This is a genomic window from Shewanella chilikensis, assembly GCF_002836945.1.
GTDB lineage: Bacteria > Pseudomonadota > Gammaproteobacteria > Enterobacterales > Shewanellaceae > Shewanella > Shewanella chilikensis.
Genome location: NZ_NIJM01000094.1, coordinates 1 through 3,387, shown reverse-complemented (window position 1 = coordinate 3,387; position 3,387 = coordinate 1). Strand labels below are relative to the sequence as shown.

At 44.5% G+C, this 3,387-nt stretch carries 3 protein-coding genes; 1 reads left to right on the top strand and 2 read right to left on the bottom strand.

Annotated features, from left to right (window positions below; translation table 11 throughout):
• The first annotated feature begins 894 nt into the window (after nucleotides 1-894).
• Nucleotides 895-2,166, top strand: a complete 1,272-nt coding sequence (locus CX651_RS19550) for a hypothetical protein (protein WP_101057779.1) — start codon at nucleotides 895-897, stop codon at nucleotides 2,164-2,166.
• 262 nt (nucleotides 2,167-2,428) lie between these two features.
• Here the strand turns inward: CX651_RS19550 and CX651_RS19545 are convergent, their stop codons facing one another.
• Nucleotides 2,429-2,818, bottom strand: coding sequence for a hypothetical protein (locus tag CX651_RS19545; RefSeq protein ID WP_071239079.1), 390 nt, complete (start codon nucleotides 2,816-2,818; stop codon nucleotides 2,429-2,431).
• Between the two features lies 1 nt (nucleotide 2,819).
• Entirely contained in the window at nucleotides 2,820-3,098 is a 279-nt protein-coding gene (locus CX651_RS20400) for a CdiA C-terminal domain-containing protein (RefSeq protein ID WP_224867554.1), read from the bottom strand.
• Nucleotides 3,099-3,387: the final 289 nt, after the last annotated feature.

Here is a 3,387-nt window from a genome sequence, read left to right as displayed (position 1 = left end):
GGTTCAGGTTACAACACGATGATCTCACATCTCGGACTTATTCGCACCTTCCTTAACAGATTAACATTAATGATATTGGCAATTATAAAATTAGCAATAACCCGACTGACATTGGCTTACCCTGCCAACATTGAACATTTCAATTTTGGCTCTGCAACTTATCGCGAATTCAACCTAAATACTATCCAAAAGGATTCAATCAAAACTCAATCAACCAGTCACATAAAGTTATTCACCTTCTGCAACAAAAAAAGTCAAAGTTCCGTGTGTCGCAGTGGGATAATTTACTTCACTGAATGTCTTTGGTTATTTTTCATCTAAATTAAATACAGTAAAGCTTTCATTTTTCCAATCTCGAAATTGGTACCAACCCCAACACTTAATGGAGTCATATTTTTATATAAAGCTATAACTCGCCATTGAAAACATCTATTATCCAACTACTGTTTATAACAGAGATGATTCAAACTTGTAGTAGTGCTGATCATTTTTAATACCTATAGCCATGTTACCAGTCAGGCCAACTAATTCTCCCAAGCAGAATCAGGCACCACTTCAAAGATTAACTCGGCGGCCCCGTTGTTGATACACCTGAAACCACATTATAAACAGTGACTGAAAGCATGATTTCCGCCAATTACAGTCGATCCGAGGCATCAGTGAGATATGTTTAACATAGGATGATGTACCACATCTCTTACGTTCTACAATCATCCGTTTACTTGCCCCCCATTAACTGGTGACAAGGCAGGACAATTCGCGATAGCATAAACAAATTAAACCATCATTCACTAAGCAACTAATTTTAACTGCAAATATGGGATTTTTCACGAAAGACTGATGGGAAAAGCCTCACTACAAGTTTTAAGAAACAACTCGCAACAAGGACTTTGCATGAAACAAAGATTGATATTTCTTGGCCTGGCCCTGGGTGGCCTAACTCTCAATGTCAACGCTCAACAATGCGATCTCAGCATTACAGGCAGTGTGCCCGAAGGGATTAGCCTGGATAAGTTGGTCGTTTCCACCTATGGCAAGGAACTGCCGGTCACCAGCAGGGACTACTCCCTGTGCGCCAGCAAACAAGATCTTCAAGTCGTCGGCCGCCATAGTCCCAACAACACCATTTACCTGATGGATAAGAGTGGTGTTATTCCCAGAGGCGTCTATACCGCCGAGGTGTTTGTCCAGAGCAAGGCGATCACCTTAGACCCGGCTTCCAGTTTGACCAAGCAAGCCTGTGACCTGCGCTGTGGCTACTATGCCAGCCAAAGGGTGCAGAACTCCAAAGAGTTGCAGCAACTGGCGGCCGAATACCAACGACTGTCCGCCACTGATGGCAAGGCGATTAGCGCCTTCCTTAGCCAAAACCAAGCCAAATTAGATCGAATCTATTACGGCGATATCCACCCTAAGCCATCAGCTCCAATAAACACCGGCGATCTCTGGGTCGATCCCTACAGCGGCGCGGGACTCTACTTCGATGCCCCCGAAACCATACTCAACAGCACCTTTAGAGATTATGTGAGCTCCGAAGCCAGAGCGGCGCGGCAGCAAGATGAGGCCGTCGCCGAAGCAATGAAGCAGCATAAAGCTTCACTACAAAGCCTAATGAAAGGTTTCAACAGTTGGCAAGAGCGGGTGGAAGCCGTCAACAGACTTAGCGCTGAGCTAAAGGCCAACCAGGATCCGGCTGCGATAAAGGTGGCGCAAATATTCGAGCGCGGCCTTGAAGAAGCCGAGGCAGCTCTTAAAAGTTACCTTACCAACGACAACAAAACCCCCATCGCATCTCTAACCCGGGCAGACAAGACCTTCGAACTCTTGTTGGCCGACTGGACCAATGCCGCCTATATCCACAGCAAGGACAAACAAGCCTTCGCGGCCTTGTTCAGTGAGCAGTTTAAGCAGCAACTGCCGATACAAAATCGCGAGTTGGACAAGGCGCTGAGCCGCCTTATCGATTTGCCAAATCATCTGGGTAAGTTGTCTATTGAGGATGGCTATCAAAACATTCAGCTGGAGTTTAACAAGGTCCTGCCAGACTCGAACCAACGCTATGACTTTAAGGATGCCTTGCACAGCGTTCGCTTCGTGTATGAGAAGGGAGCCTGGCGACTCGACAGTGTCAGCCAACTGCCCATTCGCCACTATGATAAAGGCTAAATAGCTGTTTGATCCGCCCCGATAGTTACTGAAGTATCAGGCTTGATAGCGGCGGCGCGTACTTCAATTAACAGATGGGTCAGTTGATACACTGAATGTGGCATTGAGGGTCTGGAATCTTCAACCAAAGGCCGTTCCTGTATGCTGCCAAACTAAAGCAGGCCGGTTGGTGTGATGATTACCGAGAAAGAGTGTTCTTTGGTTAGATAATGTTCAAAGTATGCTCTGGCCCTGCCCTTTGACGTAGGGCTTTACACCTCATTTAAAAATCTTTACTCAATTCTAGACCATTAGAGTCTTTCTGAGCATAGAGGGACTCGTATTGAAATGACAAAGCAAACTCAAATGAAGTTTGCTTTGATAGATTCAACACAATTCTCTTCACATCATCAAATGGGTTAGGCAACGTAGCATCAACATCAAAATATGCTCGTAGTCCAACAGACCAGTCTGCATCTTCCAAGTCTTCAGTTAATACTGTCGAATTTTCAAGATTCGTCTTAACCGACATGGACGCATTTGTATTAGGTAATATTATAGACAGCTCGGACTCCGTCTCAAACAATTCAGAATACTCAACCCCCATTAAAGCGTCTTTTATATCCTGAAGCCTAACACCCTTCGCAACTTCCAAATTGAGAGTCATAGTCATCTTAGAACTTCCTCAATAAAACATTTTCACCGTCAATCAAATACAGGTTCTGTAAACCATTCACCGGCTTTTCATCCAAAAACTTCAACATATCAGCTGAACTCAATGGGGAATCGGTAATGTTCAAAACTATATCCGGTGCCTGGTGCTCAACCTTATAAATCATATTATCTCTAATGGTGTGCGGTTTTTTAGACTTTGGAGAATACACATCTGCTGGTCTTCCATAAACGAAAATACAACAAAATACAGGACATCCTAAACACTTTCTGAGCAGCAAGTGGAAATACAGGACATCCTAAACACTTTCTGAGCAGCAAGGAAGCACGCTGCTGGGTGTCAGTCTCTGATAAATAACGCGATATATAGACGATATATAGGACATCCTAAACACTTTCCGAGCTGCAAGGAAACTCGTTGCAGGGTGTCAGTCTCTGAGAAATAACGACGGATTTTTGGAAGTAGGCTCTCTGAGACAAGTAATCTACATACTTCATACAAAAACTGCGGTTGCCAGGCATGCCAACGGCAGGCTTAAGCCTGTTGCTGCAATATCACCAAGGGTTTAA